Source organism: Streptomyces sp. NPDC048639, assembly GCF_043199075.1.
Classification (GTDB): domain Bacteria; phylum Actinomycetota; class Actinomycetes; order Streptomycetales; family Streptomycetaceae; genus Streptomyces.
The window spans coordinates 245504-268595 of record NZ_JBICVP010000002.1 but is presented as its reverse complement, the minus strand read 5'-3'; the positions used below and the strand labels follow the sequence as shown (position 1 = coordinate 268595).

19 protein-coding genes are annotated in these 23092 nt (G+C 72.1%); 8 read left to right on the top strand and 11 right to left on the bottom strand.

Annotated elements, in window-relative coordinates; translation table 11 throughout:
- Positions 1 to 15: 15 nt before the first annotated feature.
- Complete coding sequence (locus ACGFNH_RS05540; RefSeq protein ID WP_393651728.1) at positions 16 to 1122, bottom strand: PP2C family protein-serine/threonine phosphatase; 1107 nt, start codon at positions 1120 to 1122, stop codon at positions 16 to 18.
- 98 nt (positions 1123 to 1220) lie between these two features.
- Complete coding sequence (locus ACGFNH_RS05535; RefSeq protein ID WP_393651727.1) at positions 1221 to 1946, bottom strand: polysaccharide deacetylase family protein; 726 nt, start codon at positions 1944 to 1946, stop codon at positions 1221 to 1223.
- A gap of 410 nt (positions 1947 to 2356) precedes the next feature.
- Here ACGFNH_RS05535 and ACGFNH_RS05530 point away from each other — a divergent pair, with 410 nt between their 5' ends.
- Both ACGFNH_RS05530 and ACGFNH_RS05525 read left to right on the top strand, forming a co-directional pair.
- On the top strand, positions 2357 to 3583 hold the full coding sequence (locus tag ACGFNH_RS05530) for a S1 family peptidase (RefSeq protein WP_393651726.1): 1227 nt from the start codon (positions 2357 to 2359) through the stop codon (positions 3581 to 3583).
- Between the two features lie 11 nt (positions 3584 to 3594).
- Entirely contained in the window at positions 3595 to 4806 is a 1212-nt protein-coding gene (locus ACGFNH_RS05525) for a pyridoxal phosphate-dependent aminotransferase (protein WP_393651725.1), read from the top strand.
- 143 nt (positions 4807 to 4949) lie between these two features.
- Here the strand turns inward: ACGFNH_RS05525 and ACGFNH_RS05520 are convergent, their stop codons facing one another.
- Both ACGFNH_RS05520 and ACGFNH_RS05515 read right to left on the bottom strand, forming a co-directional pair.
- The gene (locus tag ACGFNH_RS05520; RefSeq protein WP_393651724.1) at positions 4950 to 6941 is read right to left on the bottom strand and encodes an AMP-dependent synthetase/ligase; all 1992 of its coding nucleotides are present in this window, start codon (positions 6939 to 6941) and stop codon (positions 4950 to 4952) included.
- A gap of 75 nt (positions 6942 to 7016) precedes the next feature.
- Positions 7017 to 7952, bottom strand: coding sequence for an amidohydrolase family protein (locus ACGFNH_RS05515; protein ID WP_393651723.1), 936 nt, complete (start codon positions 7950 to 7952; stop codon positions 7017 to 7019).
- 193 nt (positions 7953 to 8145) lie between these two features.
- Here ACGFNH_RS05515 and ACGFNH_RS05510 point away from each other — a divergent pair, with 193 nt between their 5' ends.
- The gene (locus tag ACGFNH_RS05510; RefSeq protein WP_393651722.1) at positions 8146 to 8646 is read left to right on the top strand and encodes a metallophosphoesterase family protein; all 501 of its coding nucleotides are present in this window, start codon (positions 8146 to 8148) and stop codon (positions 8644 to 8646) included.
- A 103-nt stretch (positions 8647 to 8749) separates the two neighbouring features.
- On the opposite strand, the gene ACGFNH_RS05505 is transcribed toward ACGFNH_RS05510, so the two are convergent.
- From ACGFNH_RS05505 to ACGFNH_RS05495, 3 genes are read right to left on the bottom strand one after another with little or no spacing between them, the layout of a single operon-like run.
- The gene (locus ACGFNH_RS05505; protein WP_393651721.1) at positions 8750 to 9766 is read right to left on the bottom strand and encodes an NAD(P)/FAD-dependent oxidoreductase; all 1017 of its coding nucleotides are present in this window, start codon (positions 9764 to 9766) and stop codon (positions 8750 to 8752) included.
- Complete coding sequence (locus ACGFNH_RS05500) at positions 9763 to 10284, bottom strand: isoprenylcysteine carboxyl methyltransferase family protein (RefSeq protein WP_393652218.1); 522 nt, start codon at positions 10282 to 10284, stop codon at positions 9763 to 9765. The genes ACGFNH_RS05505 and ACGFNH_RS05500 overlap by 4 nt, the downstream gene beginning before the upstream one ends.
- Positions 10285 to 10298: 14 nt before the next feature.
- Positions 10299 to 11357: a type III polyketide synthase gene (locus tag ACGFNH_RS05495; RefSeq protein ID WP_393651720.1), complete on the bottom strand. Its 1059-nt coding sequence runs from the start codon at positions 11355 to 11357 to the stop codon at positions 10299 to 10301.
- Between the two features lie 234 nt (positions 11358 to 11591).
- Between ACGFNH_RS05495 and ACGFNH_RS05490 the strand changes: the two genes are divergently transcribed.
- The gene (locus ACGFNH_RS05490; protein WP_393651719.1) at positions 11592 to 12485 is read left to right on the top strand and encodes a UbiA family prenyltransferase; all 894 of its coding nucleotides are present in this window, start codon (positions 11592 to 11594) and stop codon (positions 12483 to 12485) included.
- Between the two features lie 237 nt (positions 12486 to 12722).
- A complete protein-coding gene (locus tag ACGFNH_RS05485; protein ID WP_393651718.1) occupies positions 12723 to 13838 on the top strand; it encodes an ROK family protein in 1116 nt (371 codons plus the stop codon).
- A gap of 97 nt (positions 13839 to 13935) precedes the next feature.
- Here ACGFNH_RS05485 and ACGFNH_RS05480 read toward each other — a convergent pair whose 3' ends face one another.
- A complete protein-coding gene (locus ACGFNH_RS05480) occupies positions 13936 to 14496 on the bottom strand; it encodes a GNAT family N-acetyltransferase (RefSeq protein ID WP_393651717.1) in 561 nt (186 codons plus the stop codon).
- A gap of 204 nt (positions 14497 to 14700) precedes the next feature.
- On the opposite strand from ACGFNH_RS05480, the gene ACGFNH_RS05475 reads away from it, so the two are divergent.
- Positions 14701 to 15495 (top strand): DeoR/GlpR family DNA-binding transcription regulator, encoded by a 795-nt coding sequence (locus tag ACGFNH_RS05475; RefSeq protein ID WP_393651716.1) that lies wholly within the window; start codon positions 14701 to 14703, stop codon positions 15493 to 15495.
- A 200-nt stretch (positions 15496 to 15695) separates the two neighbouring features.
- Here the strand turns inward: ACGFNH_RS05475 and ACGFNH_RS05470 are convergent, their stop codons facing one another.
- The 3 genes from ACGFNH_RS05470 to ACGFNH_RS05460 form a co-directional block, all read right to left on the bottom strand.
- On the bottom strand, positions 15696 to 18278 hold the full coding sequence (locus ACGFNH_RS05470; RefSeq protein ID WP_393651715.1) for an ATP-dependent Clp protease ATP-binding subunit: 2583 nt from the start codon (positions 18276 to 18278) through the stop codon (positions 15696 to 15698).
- Positions 18279 to 18440: 162 nt separating this feature from the next.
- On the bottom strand, positions 18441 to 19919 hold the full coding sequence (locus tag ACGFNH_RS05465) for a glutamate-cysteine ligase family protein (RefSeq protein ID WP_393651714.1): 1479 nt from the start codon (positions 19917 to 19919) through the stop codon (positions 18441 to 18443).
- A 270-nt stretch (positions 19920 to 20189) separates the two neighbouring features.
- On the bottom strand, positions 20190 to 20333 hold the full coding sequence (locus ACGFNH_RS05460; RefSeq protein ID WP_393651713.1) for a hypothetical protein: 144 nt from the start codon (positions 20331 to 20333) through the stop codon (positions 20190 to 20192).
- A 769-nt stretch (positions 20334 to 21102) separates the two neighbouring features.
- Between ACGFNH_RS05460 and ACGFNH_RS05455 the strand changes: the two genes are divergently transcribed.
- Positions 21103 to 21579 (top strand): MarR family winged helix-turn-helix transcriptional regulator, encoded by a 477-nt coding sequence (locus tag ACGFNH_RS05455; RefSeq protein ID WP_393651712.1) that lies wholly within the window; start codon positions 21103 to 21105, stop codon positions 21577 to 21579.
- A gap of 129 nt (positions 21580 to 21708) precedes the next feature.
- Complete coding sequence (locus ACGFNH_RS05450) at positions 21709 to 22989, top strand: MFS transporter (protein WP_393651711.1); 1281 nt, start codon at positions 21709 to 21711, stop codon at positions 22987 to 22989.
- The last annotated feature ends 103 nt before the right edge of the window (positions 22990 to 23092 follow it).

Below are 23092 nucleotides of genomic sequence, written 5' to 3'. Positions count from 1 at the left end.
TGATCTGACGTCCTGTCATCCGCCCGCGCTGTTGCGTTCGATCGCCAGCAGCGCCATGTCGTCGCTGGTACGCCCGCCCGTGTGACCCAGGACGTCCGCCAGCAGTGCGGTCAGCAGCGCGTCGGGATCCCTGAAGGCGCGGCCGGTGAGTACCGCGACCGGGTCGAAGAAGGCTCCCTCCCGGTTTCTGGCTTCGGTGAGTCCGTCCGTGTGGAGCAGCAGGGCTGCCCCTTCCGGGAAGGCCACGGTGTCGATGACGGGCTGTCCGGGGCTCAGGCCGCCCAGTCCCAGCGGCAGTTCGTGCCGCGACGGCTCGGCACGTCGTACCTCGCCCTCGAAGAGGACCAGCGGAGCCGGATGGCCGCGGTTGAACAGCCGCAGCTCCCCGCCGCGGTGCGGGATCTCCGCCAGGACGGCGGTGATGAACCCCTCGACGTCGTCGAGATTCACCCGCCGTGCGGCCTCCCGCTCCAGGGACCGCTCGATACGTGCCGCGAGATCGGCGATCGTGCGCTCGTTCTCCGCCGCCTCGCGGAACGCTCCCAGCACGACGTCCAGCGTCTCGACGGCCTCCAGCCCCTTGCCGCGCACATCACCGACGATGCCCCGCACACCGTGCGGCGTGTCCTGGACGGCGTACAGGTCGCCGCCGATACGAGCACCCGAATGGGCGGCCTCGTAGCGTGCCGCGATCCTCAGAGTGCCGATCCGGGACGGGGGTTGGGGGAGGACGGCGCGCTGCACGGCCAGGGCGATCGTCCGCGCCGAGCGCAGCCGCATGTCGCTGCGGTGGAGGAGACGGTTGATGACGATCGCGACGGCGGAGACCGTCGCCACGGACGCCAGCTCGCTGCGGCCGCCCGGCGAGTCCAGATAGTCGAAGTGCAGGAGCAGCACCACGTCCGTACCGCACGCGGCCAGACCGGTGAGGACGAGCGCGGGCAGCGACAGCACCGGCGCTCCTGCCATGGGCGCCGCCGAGTAGAAGGCGGCGGCGCTGAACTCGGGCGAGGTGAAGTAGTCCACCGCGGCGCCGCCGATAAGGATCAGGACGGGCAGCAGCCGCACCCAGCGCATGATGCCGCGTCCTGCGGCCTTGCGCGGTTCGGTACGTCTCCCCACGTGCGCGCTCCTGCCGTTGCGGGCCGTCCCGCTCCAGCGTCGGCGGGTGCTCCGCGGCGGGCCAGTCCGGCACGCCCGTACGGGGGTAGGAGCCGGCCCTAGCCGCAGTCGAGCGGGAGCGGGGCGTTCGCGCCGACGGGGCCGTTGTTCCGGCAGAGCTGGAAGCCGTCCTGCTCCAGATCGTCGATGATGCCGGGGACGGCGTCGGGGAAGTTGTAGTCGAGGTGGCCGAGGACCACGCCGCCGTACTTGTCCTCCACCGGCGCGTTCCGCACGATCGAGCGGATGCTCGCGATGCTGCGGAAGGACGAGCCGTCCGGCCGCTCCCAGTCCAGGGTGTCGACGGTCCAGGTGCAGATCCGGTACCCCAGCGCGGCGGCCGCGGACTCCTCCCGCGCGCCGAACGCGCCGTAAGGGGGCCGCAGCAGATTGCTGCCCACCCCGTTGCGGATCTCCATGTCGACCTCGTCGTCGGAGAGCACGGGCAGATGCGGATGCGAGAAGGAGTGATTGGCCACCCAGTGACCCTGCTCCCGCAGGGTGGTGACGATGTCGGAGCGCCGGCCGGCGTACTCGCCGATCAGGAAGAACGCGGCCCGGATCTTGCGCGCGTGGAGATACGCGCCGGTGCGTGTGGCGCGGTCGGGGTCGCCGTAGGGCCAGTCGTCGAAGGTCAGCAGGGTGCGCGAGGAGGTGTTTCCGCAGCGCGTGGCGTCGTACCCGGCCGCGGCGGCGGCGGGTGGTGGAGCGGGTGCGGCTCCGGAGGCGGTTGCCGTCATCAGGACATGGGCGAGTGCCGTCACGCCGGCGGCGATCGCGGCCATCGGTCTTCTCACAGTGCGCGCTCCGTGATCGTTCTCGGCGGGCCTTGCGGGCAACGTAGGCACGCGCGGCGGGCCACGGCGCGTCGTGCGGGTCGTACGGGTGACGGGTCGCCAGATACCTGCCGGCGCGGGCCGTTCGGGGCGAAGCTCCGGGCGGGTGACCCCAGGGCGGGTTGCGGCGCGGGTGCCCGGCCCTGACGGGTGGAGCGCGGTGCCGGCGCGTCTCTCGACACCTGGTGGGCGGGCGCCTCGGCGGTCCCGGCTCGCCTCGAGGCGAGCCGGTCGGACCTCCCGGCACGACAGCCCGAAGAGCCGATTTCCGTTTGCATTGAGGATCTGGCGGCTGTCATCCGTATGAGTGGGGGCAGACTCGTCCCCCACTGGAGGTCAGTGAGTTGAACCACCGACGCGTGAACAAGCGGACCGGCGCGATAGCCGGAGCCGGCGCGATCGCCGTTGTGGCAGCTGCCATCCTGCTGCCCAACGCCAACGCGAGCACGGACGATGAGCCCAGCCCCAAGGCTCTGGCTCCCCGGGCCGCGGCGCTGCTGGGCTCCACCCTTGCCCAAGACCTCGGGCAGGACGCAGCCGGCTGGTATTACGAAGGCGGCGAGGACCGCCTGGTCATGAACGTGCTGGACGAGAAGTCCGCGGACGCCGCCCGGGCCAAGGGCGCCGTGGCGCGGCTCGTCGACAACAGCACCGCGGAGCTGCGAGGCGCCACCCGCACGCTCGGTTCCACGGCCTCCGTGCCCGGCACGGCCTGGTCCATCGACCCCAAGACGAACAAGGTCGTGGTGACGGCCGACAGAACGGTCACCGGAGACAAGTGGGACACCCTCACCTCCGCGACCGGCAAGATGGACGGCATGGTCACCGTCAAGCGGTCGGCCGGGGAGTTCAAGCCGTTCGCGGAGGGCGGCGACGCGATCTTCGGCGGCGGCTCCCGCTGCTCGCTCGGCTTCAACGTCACCGTGCAGGGCGCCCCGGCGTTCCTCACCGCGGGCCACTGCGGCAACGCCTCGGAGACGTGGACGAGTGACCAGGGCGGCGCTGAGCCGCTCGGCACGGTCGCCGATTCGCAGTTCCCCGAGAGCGACTTCGCCCTCGTGACCTACGACGACCCCAACACCGACGCGCCCAGCTCGGTCGACCTGCAGGACGGCACCCAGCAGGAGATCACGCAGGCCGCCGAGGCGAGCGTGGGCATGGAGGTGACCCGCAGCGGCAGCACGACGGGTGTCTTCTCCGGCACCGTCACGGGTCTCGACGCCACGGTGAACTACGGCAACGGCGACATCGTCAACGGTCTGATCCAGACCGATGTGTGCGCCGAGCCGGGCGACAGCGGCGGTTCGCTGTTCTCCGGTGACGCGGCGGTCGGGCTCACCTCCGGCGGCAGCGGCGACTGCACGCAGGGCGGTGAGACCTTCTTCCAGCCGGTGACCGCGGCCCTGGAGGCCACGGGTGCCGAGATCGGCGCCGGCGGCGCGGGTCAGGGCGGCGACGGGGCCGGCGCCGGTGACGAGGCCGGCGGCGATCAGGCCGGCGGTGACCAGGTCGGTGGCGGTGACCAGGTCGGCGGCGGCGACGAAGCCGGCGCCGGCGAGGCCGCCGACGGCAGCCTGCTGCCGTAGGAGACGGCACTGTGTCCCAGCCCTTCGACATGGGGCTGCTGCGCAGCACCGCGCACAGCCCGTCCTGGGCCATGCTCAACCGGCTGGCGCCGGACTCCGGCGCCGGCCGGTCGGGCCCGGCCGGCCGCGGTGAGCCGCAGGAGCGGCTCGACTTCTGCATCCCGTGCAACCCCTACTTCCCCACCCCGGAGATGTTCGCGCGGCTGCGGGATTCCCTGGAGTCGACGCTCACGTACTACCCGAGCGACACCGACACCGTCACCGCCGAACTGTGCAGCGTGCTGGGACTGAACCCGCAGACGGTCGCCATGGGCAACGGCTCCACGGAGCTGATCACCTGGATCGACCACCTGCTCGTCAAGGAGAGCCTCGCCGTCCCCATCCCGACCTTCGGCCGATGGACCGACCAGCCGATGGAGACCGGGAAGCGGGTCGACATGTTCCCGCTGCGCGAGGACCAGGACTTCGCCCTCGATCTCCAGGAATACGTCAGGTTCATCCGCCGCCGCGGCTCCCGGGTGGCCGTGGTGTGCAACCCCAACAACCCCGACGGCGGCTACCTCAGGCGCCAGCAGATCCTCTGGCTGCTCGATGAGTTGGTGGATCTCGACCTGGTGGTGATCGACGAGTCGTTCATCGACTTCGTGGACGCCGAACGGGCCGCGTCCGTCGCCTCGGAGGCGGCGATACGACCCAACGTCATCGTGCTCAAGAGCCTCGGCAAGAACTTCGGGCTGCACGGCATCAGATTCGGCTATCTCGTCGCCAACCCGGCCCTGGCGGGCACCGTCCGCAGGGCCCTCCCCAAGTGGAACCTCAACGCCTTCGCCGAGACCGTGGTCTTCATGCTCAAGGACTACGCGGTGCCGTACCGGAACAGTCTGACCCTGGTCTCGCGCGACCGCGCCAACATGTCCCTCGCGCTCGCCGGCCTGCCCGGCATGGTGGTCTTCCTCTCCCAGGGCAACTTCCTCCTGGTCAAGCTGCCCGACGGCATCGACGGGGCCGCGCTGCGCGACCGGCTCCTCGCCGAGCACGGGGTGTTCGTCCGGGAGTGCGGCAACAAGCTGGGCAGCAGCAGCCAGTTCCTGCGGCTCGTGGTCAGACCGTACGAGGACGTGCAGAGGCTGATCACCGCTCTGCAGGCCACGCTCTACCCGGCGCCGCCGGTGTACGGGTACGAGTACGAGACGCAGCAGCCGTTGCGGGCCCTGACGGGTTGACGGGCCGACGGGCTGAGACGGCGGGGCCCGCCGGCCGATCGGCAGGCGGGCCCCGGGGTCGGTCCATTGGCAGGAAGCGCGCGCTCCAACGCCCGTACCCCCACGACCGGTTCTTGCGGTTCGTACCCCTGCGACCGGTCGCTCTACGGCGCGTACAGTGCCTCGATCTCCTTGGCGAAGTCGCGGGTGATCGCCTCTCGCCTGATCTTCATCGACGGTGTCAGCTGCCCTCTCTCCTCCGTGAAGTCGACGGGCAGAATGCTGAACCGCCGGATCGATTCGGCGCGTGAGACCGACTCGTTGGCCTCCGCCACCGCCTGCTGGATCTCGGCGCACAGGGTCGCGTCGAACGCCAGCTCCTCCCGCGACAGTTGCTCCTTCCGGTGGATGATCTGCCAGTGCTTCAGGCCGTCCGGATCGAGGGTGACGAGGGCGATGATGTACGGGCGGTTGTCGCCGATCACGATGCACTGGCCCACCAGCGAGTGCGCCCGCAGCCGGTCCTCCAGCGGTGCCGGAGCGACGTTCTTGCCGCTCGCGGTGATGATGATCTCCTTCTTGCGGCCGGTGATGGTGAGATAGCCCTCCGCGTCGAGCGCGCCGAGGTCTCCGGTGGGAAACCACTGCCGGCGGCTGTCCAGGAGGGCGGCGTCGACGTCGCCTTCGAGCGTGGGCGAGGACGGGGGCAGCCCGACGGTGAACGGCACGGCCGCCCGTAGCTTGGAGTTCCAGTAGCCGGAGAACAACTGGGCGCCGCGGACCAGGACTTCGCCGTCGTCGGCGATCCGGACGGCCGAGCCCGGGAGCGGCCAGCCGACGGTGCCGAGGCGCGGCTTCATTGGGGGCGTGACGGTCGCCGCGGCCGTCGACTCCGTCAGCCCGTACCCCTCGAAGATCTCGATGCCGGCACCCGCGTAGAAGGCGGCGAGACGGTGGCCGAGCGGGGAGCCGCCGGAGATGGCGTACTTGACCTTGCCGCCGAGTGCGGCGCGTATCCGGCGGTAGACGAGCGGATCGTAGAGCGCGCGGGCGGCCCGCAGGCCCACACCGGGGCCGCTGCCCGTGCCGTGCTCCTCCGCCTCGTGTGCCTCGCCCCACCGGCCGGCGATACGCGCGGCACGGTCGAACGACGCGGCGCGGCCTATGCGTTCGGCCGTCGCCCGTGCCGTGTTGTAGACCTTTTCCAGCACATAGGGCACGACCAGGAGGAACGTCGGCTGGAACGCGGCGAGGTCGGCCAGCAGCGGCTCGGTCTTGAGGCTGGGGGTGTGCCCGAGCCGTACGCGGGCGCGCAGGCAGGCGATGGCGACCATCCGGCCGAAGACGTGCGACAGCGGCAGATAGAGAAGCGTGGACGCGGGTTCGTCGGTCACCGACCTGAAGCAGGGGTGCAGCAGCTCGACGGCGTTGTCCACCTCGGCCAGGAAGTTGCCGTGCGTCAGCACGCAGCCCTTGGGGGCGCCCGTGGTCCCCGAGGTGTAGATGAGGGTGGCGACGGAGTCGGGCGAGAGGGAGGCGCGGCGGGCTTCCACCTCGCCGTCCGGGATGTCCCGTCCCGCCTGGGCGAGTTCGTCGATGGCGCCGGCGTCGAACTGCCACAGGTGGGCGAAGCCCGGCAGCCGGTCGAGTTCGGCGTCGATCAGCAGCGCCTCGTCCACACCCTCGACGGCGCAGCCGACGGCTCCGGTGTCCCGGATGATCCAGCGCGTCTGCTCGGCCGAGGACGTGGGGTAGAGGGGGACGGTGATCAGACCTGCGGCCCAGGCGGCGAAGTCCAGGAGCGTCCACTCGTAGGTCGTCGGGGCCATGATGGCGAGCCGGTCGCCGGGGCGGAGGCCGTGCGCGATCAGGCCCTTGGCGGTGGCGAGCACCTCGGCGGCGAACTCGGCCGCGGTCACGTCGCGCCAGGTGCCGTCGGGCTGTTTCCGGCTGAGGACGACCTCGGCCGGGGCCTGGGTCGCGTTGTCGAAGGGGATGTCGGCGAGACTGCCGCTGACGGCCGGTGGCGCGAGCGGGGGGACGGAGACTTCCCGTACCGCTCCGTCCACCACGATCTTCCTGGGCTCCACCAGGACGGGCTGTGCCGGGCTCCGCTGCACGGACACGAGGCGCTCCTCTCCTCTCGGCCGGTCCATTCGGCCGGCTGAGAAAAGGTACGGCGTCGGGGCGCCGGATGCTCAAGCGTGCAACGAAACCGTTTTCCCAGCAGCTCAGGCGGGCGTGTACCAGGACTGCGCGGTGCCGTGGAACAGCATCCGGCGCTCTGCCGCCGTGAGGTCCGAAAAGAGTGTCTCGTACGCCTCCCAGACCGCGTCGAAGCCGGACCGGAGGTGCTCGATGGGCAGGTCGGATCCGAGCATGCAGCGGTCGGGGCCGAAGGTGTCGACGACGGCCGGAAGCCATGAACTGAGCTGCCCCGGCATCCAGTTGCCGAACACCGTGCCCAGGGCGTCGATACGCGTGGCCGTATGGGGATGCTGAGCGATGCGCGCCAGCCGCGCCAGGTGCTCCCGCCGCCCGGACGTGCCGAGGTCGGTGGGCCAGCCGAAGTGATCGACGACGACGCGCAGGCCCGGGTGCTGCTCCACGATCGCGGCCACAGCGCCGAGCTGGTCACCTGTGGCCTCCACGGTGGCGGCCAGACCGCTCTCCGCGAGCAACGCCAGATGCGTACGGACGAGATGGGCATCCCCCGCGGCTCCTCCGTCCCCGGATGCGGCGGTGGCGGCCAGGGCGCCGGCCAGGCGCACCCGCACGCTGGTGATCAGCGGTACCTCGTGGCAGCGGCGCAGGAAGGCGGCGAATCCGGGCGAGGCGGGGTCCCCGAGGGTGACAAGTCCCTTGACCAGCCCGTTTTCGTCCTGCTGGTCCGTCACCCAGGCGGCCGCCGCGATCGGGTCGGCGGCCCCGGCGTCCGACCAGATCACGCCGCTCACCTCGCGTCCGGCGGTGTCGCGCACGTAGTCGTCCAGCGTGTAGCGGTCGGGCAGGTCGTCGTAGTCACCGATGACGTGCCGCAGCATCGTTCGGTCCGAGAGCCAGAAGACGGGGTTCTCGGCCTGGTCCCACAGATGCACATTGCTGTCGAGGAGCGGACCGCGGTCGCGGTCGCGGTCGCGGTCGCGGTCGGGGCCGGTGGACGCCATGCCCGCCATGTTCCGACGGGCCGGTACGCGCCACGGGTCCGCCGCACGGACCGACCGCCGTCGGACGGTGTGTTTCATCCGGTCGCCGGATGCCGCGGCCGAGACCGCACGGATCCGTCCACGGCCGAGCGCCCGGAGATCGTTCCCCGCGCTTTGCCGGCGCCCGCGGAGGCACCCGTTCTACGGTTGACGCGTGCATCTGCTGCTGACCTCCGACACCCACCTGCCCTCCCGGGCCAAAGTCCTCCCGGCCCCGCTCCTCGGCGCGGTCGACCGTGCCGATGCGGTCGTCCATGCCGGTGACTGGGTCGACGCCGCGACGCTCGACCTCCTCCAGGCGCGGGCGAAGCGCCTGATCGCGGTGTACGGGAACAACGACGGCGCCGAGCTGAGGACCCGGCTGCCGGAGGTGGCGTACGCGGAGCTGGGCGGGCTGCGGTTCGGCGTCGTCCACGAGACGGGTCCGTCCCGAGGGCGGGAGCGGCGCTGCGCCGCGCGCTTCCCCGATCTGGACGTGCTCGTCTTCGGGCACAGCCACATCCCGTGGGACACGACGGCCGAGGGCGGGCTGCGGCTGCTCAACCCCGGCTCGCCGACCGATCGCAGGCGCCAGCCGTACTGCACGTACATGACCGTGGAGGCGACCGGGGGCGCGCTCGGCGAAGTCCGGGTGCACCGGCTGCCGCGCCGTTGACCGGGCCGGTGCGCGAGGCCGGTTCAGCGGGTGCGCCCGGTCCTGTCCGGCCTCACTGGAGAGTCCGTTCCGAGGGCCTCACTGCAGAGCCCGCTTCCGGGCCTCACTGCAGAGCTCGGACCGCGGCGCGGAAAACCGGAGGCAGCGCCGATGCCGCGGGCACGATCAGACGGGCCGTCCCCGCCCGCCCGCTCAGCCCCAGCAGCGCACACGTCAACGCGCGGTGCCGACGGGACAGCCTGCGCCACGCGCTCTCGTAGGCGGCCGGCCGCCCGGTGACCAGGCAGCGTACGGCGGCCTCCGACGAGGCGAGCGCCAGGGCGATGCCCTCACCGGTCAGCGCATCGACGTAGCCGGCGGCGTCGCCGACGAGCAGGACGCGCCCGGCGACCCGGGCGCGTACCCGCTGGCGCATCGGCCCCGCGCCCCGCACCGGGGTGGCCGGGCGCGCACCGAGGAGCGGGGCCAGGCGGGGAAAGCGTGCCAGGTGCTCGGCGTAGCCGCACCGCTCACGGCTCAGGACGGCGACCCCCACCAAGTCCTCGCCCACGGGCGTCACATACGCCTCGCCGCGGGGCGACCAGTGCACCTCCACATGGTCCGTCCAGGGCGCGATGCGGTAGTGGCGCCGCAGGCCGTAGCGGCGGGGTGCCTCGGGGTACGGCAGGTCGAGGCCGAGTGACCGGCGCAGCGGGGAGTGCAGGCCGTCGGCCGCGATCAGCCAGCGCGCCCGCAGCCCGGCCGCCGCCACCCATCCATCGCCCTGGTCCGCTTCCCCGACCCGGCGCTCCACCACGCCGACCCCCAGTTCGCGGGCGCGGAGGGCGAGGGCGGCGTGCAGAACGGTCCTGCGTACGCCGAGGCCCGGGCCGCCGGGGAAGGGCGCGTCGGCGGACCGGTGGGCGTCCAGGTAGCGGATGCCGCGGAGACCGTGACCGTCGACCCGGGCGCCGATGGCACGCAGCGCCGCCACACCGCTCGGCATGATGCCCTCGCCGCACGCCTTGTCGACGGGTACGGCGCGGGGCTCGATCACCACGGCCCGCATGCCGGCGAGAGCGGCGTGGATGCCCGCGGCCAGACCGGCCGGGCCGCCGCCCGCCACCAGCACATCGATCACGCGCGGGCGCCCTTCGCGGCCGAGAGGGCGGCTTCCTCGCAGCGGATGCGGGTGCTGAGCAGCGCGGTGTTGCACAGCGTGAAGAGCACGGCGGTGACCCAGGCGCCGTGGACGAGGGGGAGGGCGGTGCCTTCGGCGGCCACCGCCACGTAGTTGGGGTGGCGCATCCAGCGATACGGTCCGCCGCTGACCAGCGGCAGGTCCGGCACCACGATCACCCGGGTGTTCCACTGCCGGCCCAGGGTGGCGATGCACCACCAGCGCAACCCCTGCGCGGCCACCACGACCGCGACCATCGACCAGCCGACCAGCGGCACGAACTCCCTTTGCATCGCCCAGACTTCGAGGAGGCAGCCGGCCAGCAGCCCGGTGTGCAGCAGCACCATGGCCGGATAGTGCGAACGCCCGGACTCCGAGCCGCCGTTCGCCAGGCTCCACCGCGCATTGCGGCGGGCCAGGACCAGTTCGGCCATGCGCTCAGCGGCGACGGCCAGCACCAGAGCCGTGTACCAGATCACCACGTCCCCCTCATCTACCAGCGCAGCAGTACGAGTTCGGAGCAGAAGCCGGGGCCGAGGGCGAGCAGCAGTCCCGGAGTGCCGGGCGGGGGGCGCCGCTCGGCGAGCGTGTCGCGCAGCACGTGGAGCACCGAGGCGGAGGAGAGGTTGCCGATCCGCTCCAGTGACCGCCAGGTGACGTCGAGCGCGCCGTCGGGCAGATCGAGGGCATCGGAGACCGCCTCCAACACCTTCGGGCCTCCCGGGTGGCACACCCAGGAGGCGATGTCGTGGCGCTTCAGATCGTGGTCGCCGAGGAAGGTGTCGACGTCGTCGGCGAGATGCCGCCGTACGACGTCGGGGACGGTGGAGTCGAGCACCACCCGGAATCCGCTGGCCGTGATGTCCCAGCCCATCACCCGTTCGGTGTCCGGATAGAGGCGGCTGCGCGTCGCCATGACGGTCGGGCCCCCGGCCGCGGGCACCCGCTCCTCACCGCAGCAGACGGCTGCGGCCGCGCCGTCGCCGAACAGCCCGCCGGCGACGAGGTTGGCGGGGGAGGGGTCGTCGCGCTGGAACGTCAGCGAGCACAACTCGACGGAGAGCAGCACCGCGACATGGTCCGGCCAGCCGCGGAGATAGTCGTGGAGGCGGCCGAGCCCGGCGGCTCCGGCGACACAGCCGAGCCCGAAGACAGGGAGGCGCTTGACGTCCGGGCGCAGCCCGAGCCGCCCGACGAGACGCGCGTCGACGGACGGCGCCGCGATGCCGGTGACGGAGGTGAACACCAGCAGGTCCACCTCGCGCGGTGAGATTCCCGCCGCGCGCAGCGCACCCTCGACCGCCTCGGCGCCGAGCTCGACCGCCGCCGCGATGAACACGTCGTTGACCGCCCCGAATCCGTCGAGGGCGTCGTACGCGTCGAGGGGAAGCACCGTATGGCGGGTGCTGACCCGGGCGGAGGCGTGGAAACGGTCGAGCACCGCTCGGTCCGCTCCCTCGGGCAGGCACGTCCGGGCCATCAGGTCGGTGATCTCCCGCTGCCGATGGCGGTGCGGTGCCAGAACCCCGTGCACGGCGGCGATACGGCTCATCCGGGCTCTCCGATGGGGCGGCGTTGATCGACCTCAACGGCTTCCCCCGCCCGTCGGCGGGCCATGCCGCCGGTCACCCGTCCGGGCCAACGTCCCGCCATCCGCGCCGCGATGGTGGTATGAGCTCGCCCGGCGCTGTGGCCTGCGCGACTCCCGTTCCCTGCGCCGAACGGAACAGATGTCCGCTGACGCACGCTCACCACCCGCCGCTTTCCCTGTCCTTACGATCCTCCGGTGGCATCCGAAGACCTCCAGATCCATGACGAACCGTCAGCCGGTGTGGGGCCGCACGCCGTGGACACTCCACTCCGGCGTACCGTCGCCCTGCTGATGGCCTGTCACCCCGTGCCCAGCGCCGCGGTGACCCTCCTGGTCACCGCGCTGGCCGTGGGCGCGGGGAGCAGCGCCGCTGGCTGCGCCCTCGTGGCGGGCGCGGTGGCGACGGGCCAGCTCTCGGTCGGCTGGTCCAACGACGCGATCGACGCCGCGCGCGACGCCACCGCGGGGCGGTCCGCCAAACCGGTGGCCTCGGGGACGGTCCCGGCCCGGCTCGTACGGAACGCGGCACTGACCGCCGTCGCCCTCTGCGTACCGCTCTCCCTCGCCTGCGGTCCGCTCGCCGGGGCGGTGCACCTCGCCGGGGTGGGAGCGGCATGGGCGTACAACCTCGGGCTGAAGGCGACACGGTGGTCCTGGCTGCCGTACGCCATCGGCTTCGCGAGCCTCCCGGCGTTCGTCGCGCTCTCCCTGCCCGGCCGTCCGTGGCCTCCGTGGTGGCTCGTGGCATCGGGGGCACTGCTCGGCGTGGGGGCGCATCTGGCCGATGTGCTGCCGGACATCGGCGACGACCTCGAGGCCGGGGTCCACGGGTGGCCGCAGCGGCTGGGTCCGGGACGGGTGCGGCTGCTGCTGCCGGTACCGCTCGTGGTCGCGTCGGCCCTGCTGATCCTCGCGGCGCCCGGGAACGCCGGACGGGCCGGCCCGGTCTGCCTCCTGGGCGTGGGGGGAATCGTGGTGGCCGCGGCGCTGCTGGGAAGGACCCGCCCCCGGGTGCCGTTCCGTGCGGCGCTCGGCGTTGCCGGGCTGGATGTGGTCCTGCTGCTGTGGCGCGGGACCGGTCTCTCCTGAACGGGTGTGATGGCGCGGGGCTGCGGCGGGCTGGGCCGGTGCGGCCCGGCGCAGTGTCGTCCGGCGCGGCGGGGCGCGGGCGCGGGCGCGCAAAGGTGGTCGGCGCGAACCTGCTGTCCGGCAGCATGCTCCGCTGCGCCTGACCCGGGGTGGGCCTGTCCGGCCGGGCACCGCCATGGCAGGCTCGCCGTACGGGGGCGCCTGTACCAGACGACGACGGCGGACGGATGGACCCACATGGCACACCCTCACGCGGGCCGGGCGGATGGCGCGGGCCAGGCGGATGGCGCGGACCCGGCCGACGCGACGGACCCGACGGACCCGTCGGACCCGGCGGACCCGTCGGACGGACCCGACCCGGCCGACCCGGGCCCGGACGCCGTGCTCGGCCTGGACATCGGCGGCACCAAGCTGGCGGCCGGGGTCGTCGGTGCGGACGGCGGTGTGCGCTCGTTCCTGGTGGCGCCCACCCTCGTTCAGGAGGGGGTGCAGGCCGTGCTCAACCGCCTGTTCGACCTCGGGCGGAAGGCCGTCGAGGCGTCCGGCACCGATCCGCGGCACATCGCCGCGACCGGCATCGGCTGCGGCGGTCCCCTCGACCCCGACGCGGGCATCGTCCTCTGCCCGCCGCACCTGCCCGGCTGGATCGACGTACCGGTGACCCGCCTCGCCGAGGAGCGCTACGGGAGACCGGCCGTCCTGGACAACGACGCCACGGCAGCCGCGGCCGGCGAGCACCGCTTCGGCGCCGGCACCGGCGCCCGGCACATGCTCTATCTGACCCTCTCCACCGGTGTCGGCGGTGGCGTCGTCATCGACGGCCGCACCTATCGCGGCGCGGCCGGGAACGGCGGCGAACTCGGCCATGTGACGGTCGACCGCAACGGACGCCACTGTCGTGGATGCGGCCGCACCGGCTGCCTCGAGGCGTACGCCTCCGGCACCTCGATCGCCGAACGGGCCCGGGAAGCCGTCGCCGAAGCCGAGGCCGCGGGCCGCCCGACGGCACTCACCGGCTACGAGCCGCTCACCGCGGCCGATGTGTCCCATGAGGCCGGAGCGGACGATCCCGTCGCGGCCGAGGTGTGGATCGCCACCACGCAGGCCCTGGCCTGCGGCATCACCTCGCTCGTCAATGTCTTCGAACCCGAACGCGTGGTGCTCGGCGGGGGCGTGACCCGCGCCGGCGAGCAACTCCTCGCGCCCGTGCGCCGCCTCGTACGCGAGCAGGCCATGGGACCGGCGGCCCGCGCCGTACGCATCGTGGCGGCCCGTACCGGTGACCGGGTCGGCGTCGTCGGTGCCGCCGCCGTGGCCTTCGAACGCACCGGCTTCCCCGGATACGGCGGCTGAATCGGGCGGTGCCGCCGCACGGCCTCCTCGTACCGTCGCGCCGCCTCAGCTCTTCCCGTACCCCTGCGCCGCCGTACGGTCTCCCGTGCCGCCGCGCTCAGGACGTCGGCCGGCCCGCCTGCCACTCGGGTGCGAGCACCGACCAGATCTCCGTGTCGTGCCGTTCCCCCCGGTAGAGGTAGTTCTCCCGCAGCACGCCGTCCCGCCGCATCCCGAGGCGGCGGGCCACGGCGATGCTCGGCGCGTTTCCCGCCGAGACCCTCCACTCGACGCGGTGGATGCCCCGCTCACGGACGGCCCAGTCGATGAGCACGCGGGCGGCCCGGGTCACCAGGCCCCTGCCCGCCGCCGACGGTTCCAGCCAGCAGCCCGCCTCGGCGGTGCTCTGCTCGACGTCCATCGTCCGGAGGAGGACCCCGCCGACGAGCGAGCCGTCCGACCGGATGCCGTGGATCCGGCCCGTGTCGGTGGCCGCCTTCTCCGCGTAACTCCGGAGGTACGCGCGGCTCGACTCCAGGTCCGTGACGACGTCCGGCAGCCCGATGAACTGCCCGATGAACTCCCGCCCCCGGTCCATGTGGGCCAGGAACTCCTCGGCCTGCCACGGCTCCAGCGGGCGCAGCTCGGCGCCGTCGTCGCCCAGGGGTATCGCGTACATCGTCACCTTCCGCGGTGGGACCGTCCGTGTGCACGGCCACCCGTGCTCACTGCGGGGGATCTTCGCACAGGCAGGCACCGCGGGCGTCCGCGTCAGCGGGCAGTCCGGCGTGCGGATGCCCTGCTAACGTCGGAATTGCGTGCATCACGCAGGAAGTCGCCTCCGATGCCGGGTGGCCCGGCGGAAGCGGAAGGGGACCCTCAGGTGGCCGGTCGGGAGCGCTCCTCCACCAGGAACAGACGGCAGCGCCTCGTGGAACTGCTGAGTGCTGACGACATGAGCGTGCACGCCCTGGCCGACGAGTTCGGCGTCTCGTTGTCCACGATCCGCCGGGACCTGGCCGTTCTCGCCGGTCGCGGCAGCATCACCCGTACGTACGGTGGTGCCGTGGACCCGCGCAGGGCGGCGCGGCGCGGTACGGGCGGAGAGCTGCCCGGCGGGCCCGACGCGGTCGCGGCAACCGCTGCGGCCCTGGTCCGCGGCGGAGCGGTGGTGCTGCTCGACGCCGGGCCCGGCGTCGACCGGCTGGCGCGCGAACTGCGCGACCGCAGCGACATCACCGTCGTCACCAACGGCCTGTCCACGCTCTTCGAACTGGCCGATGCCGCCGTGGACGTCGTCGTCCTGGGCGGCACACTGCGGCGGCCCCACGCGGCACTGGAGGGTACGAGGACGGAGCAGGCGCTGCGCAGGATCAGCCCGGACCTCGCCTTCCTCGGCGCCGACGGCCTCGACCCGGCACGCGGCATCAACTGCCCGGACCCCGAACAGGCCGCGCTGAAAGAGCTGATGGCCGAGTGTGCCCGGGCCACATGGGTGCTGTCGGATCATGCAGGGACCGAAGCCCCCTTCCCCTACTGGGCCGCCCTGCCCCCGGGGACCGGTCTGGTCGCGGCGGGCACCGACGAGGAACTGGCCGCGTTCGCCGCCGCGCACTGGAGGATCCGCAGCGCCGGGGCATTGGTTGACGGCGGTACGTCAGGCCGGACCGAGGGTTAGCGGCCGACGGGCCAACGCCCGAGTCCTGTATGGCAGTTGGTAGGCAGTCGGTGGCATCCGGCCTCCCGCTGGCCCCGGATCGCACCTCCGGCCGTGCCCCGGATCGCACCTCAGGCCGTGGTCCACCGCACATCCTGCCGTGCCCCGGACCGGGCTTACGGGAGCCCCGTCGCTGCCAACCCGGCGGGCCCGCCTGCGCCTCAGCCCGCTTCCGCAGGGGCCTCCAACTCCTCCGCGCGCTCCATGTGGATGGTCAGCTTCCCGTCCGCCACGTCCACCACCACATGGCTGTGCGACTGGAGTCTGCCGCTGAGCAGCAGCCGGGAGAGGTGGTTGTCCACCTCGCGCTGGATCGTGCGGCGGAGCGGCCGGGCGCCGTACTCCGGCTGGTAGCCGCGGTGCGCCAGCCAGTCGACCGCCTCGGGGGTGAAGTCGATGGTCACGTCCTGGGCGCGCAGCCGCCGCCGCGTCTCGTCGAGCAGCATGTTGGTGATGCGCCGGAGCTGCTCGTCGGTGAGCTGACGGAAGATCACGATCTCGTCGATGCGGTTGAGGAATTCCGGCCGGAAGTGCTCGCGCAGCGGGCGCAGAACCCGTTCACGCCGGGCCTCTTCGTCCGCCTCCGCGTCGCCGTCGCCCGGGCCGAAGCCCAGTGTCGCGCCCCGCCCGGATATGGCCTCCGAGCCGAGGTTGCTGGTCATCACGATGACCGTGTTGGTGAAGTTGACGGTCCGCCCCTGGGAGTCGGTGAGCCGACCGTCGTCCAGCACCTGGAGCAGGATGTTGAAGACGTCCGGGTGGGCCTTCTCGATCTCGTCGAGGAGCAGCAGCGAGTACGGGTGTCTGCGCACCGCCTCCGTGAACTGCCCGGCGTCGTCGTGTCCGACGTACCCCGGCGGAGCCCCGACCAGCCGGCTGACCGTGTGCCGTTCCTGGTACTCGCTCATGTCCAGCCGGACCATGCGGTCCTCGCTCCCGAAGAGTGCTTCCGCCAGCGCGCGGGCGAGTTCGGTCTTGCCGACGCCCGTGGGCCCGAGGAAGAGGAAGCTGCCCACGGGCCGGTCGGGGCTGGACAGCCCGGCACGGGAGCGCAGCACCGCGTCCGCGACAGCGGTGACGGCCTCGTCCTGGCCGATGACCCGCTGGTGCAGATGCTCCTCCAGGCCCAGCAGCCGCTGCTTCTCCTCCTGGGTGAGGCTGCTGACGGGGATGCCGGTCTGCCGCGAGACGATGTCGGCGATGTCCTCGACGGTGACCTCGGGAATGCGGTCCCCGGTGGGCTGTTCCTTGCGCTTGCCCTCCTCGATCCGCTTCTCCAACTCGGCGCTGCGGTCCCGTACTTGTACGGCGGTCTCGAAGTCCTCGGCGGCCACCGCCTGTGCCTTGTCCCGGCGCAGCTGCTCCACTTGGTGCTCCAGCGCCCGGAGGTCCGTGCCCCGGGTGGAGGAGCGCAGCCGGACCCGCGCTCCCGACTGGTCCATCAGGTCGATCGCCTTGTCGGGGAGGAAGCGCTCGGTGAGGTAGCGGTCGGACAACTCGACGGCGGCGAGCAGGGCTTCGTCGGTGTAGCGGACCTGGTGGTGTGCCTCGTACCGGTCGCGCAGGCCGCGCAGGATCTCGACGGCCTCCTCCGGGCCGGGTTCTGGTACGAGCACGGGCTGGAACCGGCGGGCGAGCGCGGCGTCCTTCTCGATGTAGCGCCGGTACTCCTCCAGCGTGCTCGCACCGATGACGTGCAGCTCTCCGCGGGCCAGCGCGGGCTTGAGCATGTTGCTCGCGTCCATCGGCCCGCCCTCGGCACCGCCTCCGCCGGCGCCCACGACCGTGTGCAGCTCGTCGATGAAGATGATCAACTCGTCGGAGTGGGCACGGATTTCGTTGATCACGGCGGTCAGGCGCTCCTCGAAGTCCCCGCGGTAGCGGGTGCCCGCGACGATGCCGGACAGGTCGAGCCGTACCACCCGCCGGCCCAGCAGGATGCCGGGGACCTCGCCGTCGACGAGGCGCTGGGAGAGCCCTTCGACGATGGCGGTCTTGCCGACGCCGGCCTCGCCGATGAGCACCGGGTTGTTCTTGCCCCGGCGGGCCAGCACCTCGACGGTCTGCTCGATCTCCTCCTCGCGCCCGATCACCGGGTCGATGCGCCCCTCGCGTGCCAGGGCGGTGAGATCGCGCCCGAACTTGTCGAGCGTCGGCGTGCCGTGGTCGGCCGCGCCCGTACGTTGCTCGGGGGCGCCGGACGGCGCCGCCAGGCCGCCCGGTGGCCGGCCGGGGGCGCCTGCGCGCGGATCGAAGTGGGCGGCGTTGAGGATCTGCCCCGCGGTGGAGTCACGGTTGGCGGCCAGCGCGACCAGGACGTGCTCGGGCCCGATGTACGAGGCGCCGGTGGACCGGGCGATGTCGTGGGCGTCGAGCAGGGCGCGCTTGACCGCTGGGGTGACCGCGATGGATCTGCGCGGCGGGCCCTCGCCCGCCTGACGGTCGATCTCGGCCGCGATGGCGTCGGGATCGGCTCCCGCGCGGGAGACCATGGCCCGCGTCGGCCCCGCGCTGAGCGCGGCCCGCAGGAGGTGCTGGGTGTCGAGGTCGGTGCTGCCGTGTTCTGCGGCGTACGAGGCGGCGGCCGACACGAGCTGCCGCGCGGGTTCGCTCATCAGGCGTCCGAAGTCGTGATAGCCCGAGTCGGGCCGGCGGTTCTTCGGCCCGGTGCCGAGCAGGTGGGAAAGGAAGTCTCCGAGCGGGTCCCGGCCGTATTCCTCGGGACCCGTGTACCCGCTGGTCATAGGCATCCGTCCCGATGGCCCGGAAGGACCGGGCCACGCTGTCGTCGTGGGGTGCGGCTGCGGGGCGGGTTTCCCCGTCCGCGTGGGCGACACGTCGTCGTGGGGCTTCTTCGGTCACTTCGCTCGATGGGCGCCCACCTTTCGCGGTGCTGCCGGGGACCTTCAGTCGACGGGCCATGTGTGTGCGGGGGCGTTGAGGTGCATGTAGTCGATGTACTGCCTGGTCATGCGGCGCAGCGCCTCGTGGTGGCCGACATGGTCGGTGCTCTCGATCCGGTGGTAGGTCTCGGCCTGCCACAGGGCGCCGTTGCGCTGGGTGACGCACCGCTGCTCGATGATGCCGAGCATCGGCTCGCGCCACTCCGCGTCGATGCCGGAGAGCTCCAGCCCCTTGTGCGCGAGGGGCAGCAGCCGCCGCAGCACCAGCTCCGAAGCGGGCACCTCGCCCGTCCCGGGCCAGTAGAGGCGGGCGTCCATGCCGTGCAGTGCGGCGGCGTGCAGATTGTCCTCGGCCGCCGCGAAGGACATGCGCGACCACACCGGCCGCTCCTGCTCCACCAGGGCGCGCAGCAGCCCGTAGTAGAGCGCGCCGTTGGCCGTCGTGTCGGCCATGGTGGGGCCCGCGGGCAGCACCCGGTTCTCGATACGGAGATGGGGCGTGCCGTCGACGACGGCGTAGACGGGGCGGTTCCAGCGGTAGATCGTGCCGTTGTGCAGGGTGAGTTCGGGCAGCTCCGGGATCTCGCCGCGCTTGAGCGACTCCAGCGGGTCCCCTGGCTCGCACAGGGGGAGCAGCGCGGGGAAGTAGCGCACGTTCTCTTCGAACAGGTCGAAGACGGAGGTGATCCAGCGTTCCCCGAACCAGACCCGGGGCCGTACGCCCTGCGCCTTCAGCTCCACCGCGCGCGTGTCCGTTGCCTGCTCGAACAGGGGGATACGGGTCTCGCGCCACAGCTCCTTGCCGAAGAGGAAGGGGGAGTTGGCGGACAGCGCCACCTGGACACCGGCGATGGCCTGCGCGGCGTTCCAGTAGTCCGCGAACTCGTCCGGGCTGACCTGCAGATGGAACTGCGTGCTCGTGCAGGCGGCCTCGGGCGTGATCGTGTCGGCGTAGGTGCGCAGCCGGTCGACGCCGTCGATGGCGATGCGCAGGTCCTCGCCGCGGGCCTGGAAGATCTGCTCGTTGAGGAGGCGGTAGCGCGGGTTGTCGACGAGCGCGTCCTCGGTGACGTCGTTCTGCTGGAGTGTGGGCAGGATGCCGACCATGATCAGATGGGCGCCGAGCGTCGCTGCCCTGTCCTCGGCGTGGTTGAGGGCGTCGCGCACCTCCTGCTCCCAGGCGCCGGGGCCGCCTGCGGTCAGTTGCCGCGGCGGGATGTTGATCTCGAGATTGAACCGCCCCAGTTCACTGGACCAGGCCGGGTCCGCGATGGCATGCAGGACTTCGGAGCCCTGCATCAGGGGCTCGGCCGCATCGTCGACGAGGTTGAGCTCGATCTCCAGTCCGACCTGCGGGCGCTCGGTCTCGAAGCGCTCCTCGCGCAGCATCTGTGCGAATGCGTCCAGGCACCGGTGCATCTTCTGCCGGTACTCGCGGCGGTCTTCGCGGGTGAAGACCCGCGCGGGGACGTCCCGTCCCATCTGTCCTCCCGAGGCCTGCTCGGCGGACACTCCCTTCGCATGTCAGCGTCCCACGACCGGCCCGGGCCTGCCAGCGACCGCCGGGCCCGGTACGTACGGCGAACGCCCGGAAGCCCAGGGTGACCCGGTCGGCGTGCAAGGACGGAATACGGACGCGTGTGCGGGGTGGCGGGGTGCGGGGGCTGAACGGGGCTGGGCAGGCGACGGGGTGTGGGGTGCGGGTGCGGGGGTCTGAACGGGGAACGGGACCGCGGCGTCCGGGACCGCGCGTCACTCCTCGGCGGAGGCTTCCGGCGTCCGGCCGTCGGGTGGGCTGACCCAGCCGCAGAGGCCGCAGACGTAGCGGTTCTGCACCCCGTCGATCTGCGCTCCGCAGGCTGGGCAGGTGGTGGTCGAGTACGTCTCGTTGCTCAACGCTGTGCCCCGCAATTCCCGCAGAGCCAGCCGCCGTTCGGGCTCTGTTGCATCTGACCGCCGCACTGCGGGCATTGATTCCGGGTTTCTGCCGGATCGATTCTCACAGCGAACTCCCGTCGTCCGTTCATTAGTGGAGACGCACGGGAACGTCACAGGTTCCATCCGCCGCTCTCACGGTCAATCTTTGGCCTGAACAATGCTCTCCGTGAGGAAGCTACGGATGGCCGTTCCTGGCCGCTCATCTGACGCTGTGGCGGATCACGGACTGCGACACCTCCGTCACCTGCGGGAACAGTGAGCGTCTCGTCCTGCTCGAGCACTGCCGGCGGGGCGGATGCCCTGTCTTGCGCCGCGCATGCATGGACGACCCGCTCTTCACGTCGTCGGCAGCCGATCCCCTCGTCCTCCCCTCATTCGCCGGCCGCCTCGGCCTCATTCCCTATGCCCGGCTTCGGGCTGATCCAGCCCCCGCGCACGGAGGCCGTCGTGGCCCGGTGCCGTGAGTGCGGAACGGGGGAGGCGGGTGGGGTTCCTGGGATTCGAGCGGCGTCGACGGTGAGCAAAGTCACATGGCGTGGAGCGCCGCCCTCCGCATTTCGTCCCGGTGTACGGAGGGGGAGTTGGGGCGCTCGCGGCTCTCCGGGGGCGAGCGGGCTGGAGGGTGAGCGGGCGGGGCAGGGGGGTGGGCCCGGGAGGGTGTGCTCGGGATTTGGGAGTGGACGGCCTGGGCCTGGCTAGGTGTATAACCCAGTGATATAAGTGGGTTATGGAAATTCGGTCGGCCATCGACGGTGACCTCGCGGCCGAGGACGTGGCAGCAGCGCTGGAACGCCTCTTCCGTCTGTTCCGCCGGCTCGGCACTCCCAGCGAGCTCTCGCTCACCGCCGTATCGACGCTGAGCGCCCTGGAGCGGACAGGGCCCGGCCGGCTCACCGCACTCGCTGCCCGGGAGGGCGTCACCCAGCCCGCGATGACCCAGCTCGTCTCCCGTCTGCAGGAGTCGGGACTGGTGACGCGGGCCTCGGATCCGGAGGACGGCCGGGTGGTGCGCGTGCACATCACCGATGCCGGGCGCGAAGCGCTGGCCCGACGCAGGGCGGCCCGGGCCGACCGCCTCGGCGACCTGCTGGACCGGCTGGGCCCGGACGAGCGTGCGGCCCTCACCGCGGCTCTGCCCGCCATCGACGCCCTGACGCGGCTCGAGCCGGAGGACCGTACGGGCGCCGCTCGACCCGCGCTCTGACAACTCCTGCGGAAATGCCCGGCCTTCACTCCTCGGGATGGCCCGGGGCCGGCACCGCCGGAGCACAGGGCAACCCGGCAACCCCCCACCGCCCGCCGCGCAGAAAGCGATCGAAACGGAGCACCCTGTATGACCGGCCCCTCGACCGGCACCGCCGCGAGCCCGTTCCAGCAGCCGAAGGCCGTCTTCGCCGTCGCCTTCGCCTGTGTCGTCTCCTTCATGGGCATCGGCCTCGTCGACCCGATCCTGCCTGCGATATCCCACGATCTGCACGCCACCCCGAGCCAGGTGACGCTGCTGTTCACCAGCTATCTGGTGGTCACTGCGGTGGCGATGCTGATCACCGGCTGGGTCTCCGGCCGTATCGGCGCCAAGCGCACTCTGCTCGCCGGGCTCACCACGATCGTGGTGTTCAGCGCGCTGGCCGGTACTGCGGACGGCATCGGCGGAATCGTCGGCTTCCGCGCGGGCTGGGGCGTGGGGAACGCGCTGTTCATCGCCACCTCCCTGGCCGTGATCGTGGCCTTCGCCAGCGGCGGTTTCTCAGGCGCGATCATCCTGTACGAGGCCGCCCTCGGCCTCGGTATCGCCGTCGGACCGCTGCTCGGCGGCCTCCTCGGCAACATCAGCTGGCGCGGGCCCTTCTACGGCGTCTCGGCCCTGATGGCCATCGCGCTCATCGCCACCGCCGTCCTCGTCGACCCCCTCCCGCTGCCCCCGCGCAGGACCCGTCTCAGCGACCCCTTGCGCGCCCTGCGCCATCGCGGACTGCTGACCCTTTCGCTGACCGCGCTCTGCTACAACTGGGCCTTCTTCACCGTCCTCGGCTACGCCCCGTTCCCCATGGACCTCGGCGCGGTCCAGCTCGGTCTCGTCTTCACCGGCTGGGGCCTGCTCGTCGCCGTCTTCTCCGTGTTCGGCGCCCCGTGGCTGCAGCGCCGTCTCGGGCTGGCCAGAACCCTGTACGCCAACCTCGCGCTCTTCGCGGTGGTCGTTCTCGTCATCGCGATCTGGACCACACACACTGCCGTCCTGGTCACCGCCGTCATCGTGGCCGGTGTCTTCATCGGCGTGAACAACACCGTCACCACCCAGGCGGTGATGACCGTTTCGCCCGTCGAGCGCCCCGTCGCATCCGCCGCCTACGGCTTCGTCCGCTTCATCGGCGGAGGGCTCGCCCCCTTCGCCGCCGGGAAGCTGGTCGAGGTGACCGATGTGCATGTGCCCTTCTACATCGGGGCGGCCGCCCTGGTCCTCGGCATTGTCATCCTCTCCACCGCGCACGGGCTCCTCGGCCAGGCGGAGCGCGCGCTGGAGGCCGCGGACACGGACGAGGGGGCGTCCGAAACGACCGCGCCCGCGCCCGTCGGCGGCACGCACGACGAGCGGGCGGCGACCACAACTCCCTGACGTCGTACGGACTGACGCCGTACGGGTCTCTCGCACGGCGTACCAGGGTGCGGCCCCTCGGACCAGGGTGTCGCCCTCGGCGGGTGCGAGTGCGGGGCCCTAC